The sequence below is a fragment of the Anaerobacillus alkaliphilus genome (assembly GCF_004116265.1).
Lineage (GTDB): Bacteria > Bacillota > Bacilli > Bacillales > Anaerobacillaceae > Anaerobacillus > Anaerobacillus alkaliphilus.
In genome coordinates this window covers 1-806 of the sequence record NZ_QOUX01000041.1, presented here as the reverse complement: position 1 = coordinate 806, position 806 = coordinate 1, and the positions used below count along the sequence as shown (strand labels likewise).

General features: G+C 39.2%; 1 protein-coding gene. It reads left to right on the top strand.

What is annotated here, in order from left to right:
- Positions 1-806, top strand: an 806-nt coding sequence (locus tag DS745_RS12890) for a metallophosphoesterase (protein WP_196121253.1), incomplete at both ends; no start/stop codon positions are given.

Here is an 806-nt window from a genome sequence, read left to right as displayed (position 1 = left end):
GTTAGTAAACAACTGGTCAATCGTTCCGGTAGAAACAAAAGGAAATGTAGTCTTCAGAAGCTCTCCGAAAGGAAAAGAGTATATTGAAGCAAATAACTTAACGTTCGTATCGTATCTTGGTGAAGGTACAGATGGCTGGGCAATGTATAAGTATAACTTTGAGTTCCCGAAACCAACTACTCACGAACTAGTGATCATGGGTACAACAGATATCCACGCGCACATCATGCCTTACGATTACATGGCAGACGCAGTGGACCAAAAATTCGGTTTAGCAAAAGTGTACACATTGGTTCAACAATTACGTGCAAAACACAACAATACATTACTTGTTGATAATGGTGACATTATCCAGGGAAGTATCTTAGGTTACATTGAGGCAGTCGTAGATCGTCAGGATAAAAACTCAATCATCGAAGCAATGAACATGATGGGTTATGATGCTGGAACAATCGGGAACCATGAGTACAACTTTGGTTTACCACTGCTTGATAGTTTAGTAGAAGCATCTAACTTCCCATGGTTAAGTGCGAACACGTACAACGTAAGTGATGATAAACATCGTTATGAGCCTTACGTGATTCTAGACAGAATGGTTGATGGCAAGCCAATTAAGATCGGTGTGATTGGATTTGTCCCACCACAAGTTATGATTTGGGACAAAATGCATTTAAATGGCAATATCTATGTAAATGAAATCGTTGATTCAGCGAAAAAATATGTTCCTGAAATGAAAGCAAAAGGCGCAGATGTAATCGTTGTTACTGCACACTCAGGATTTGACTTATCTGAGAATGCAAGTGAAA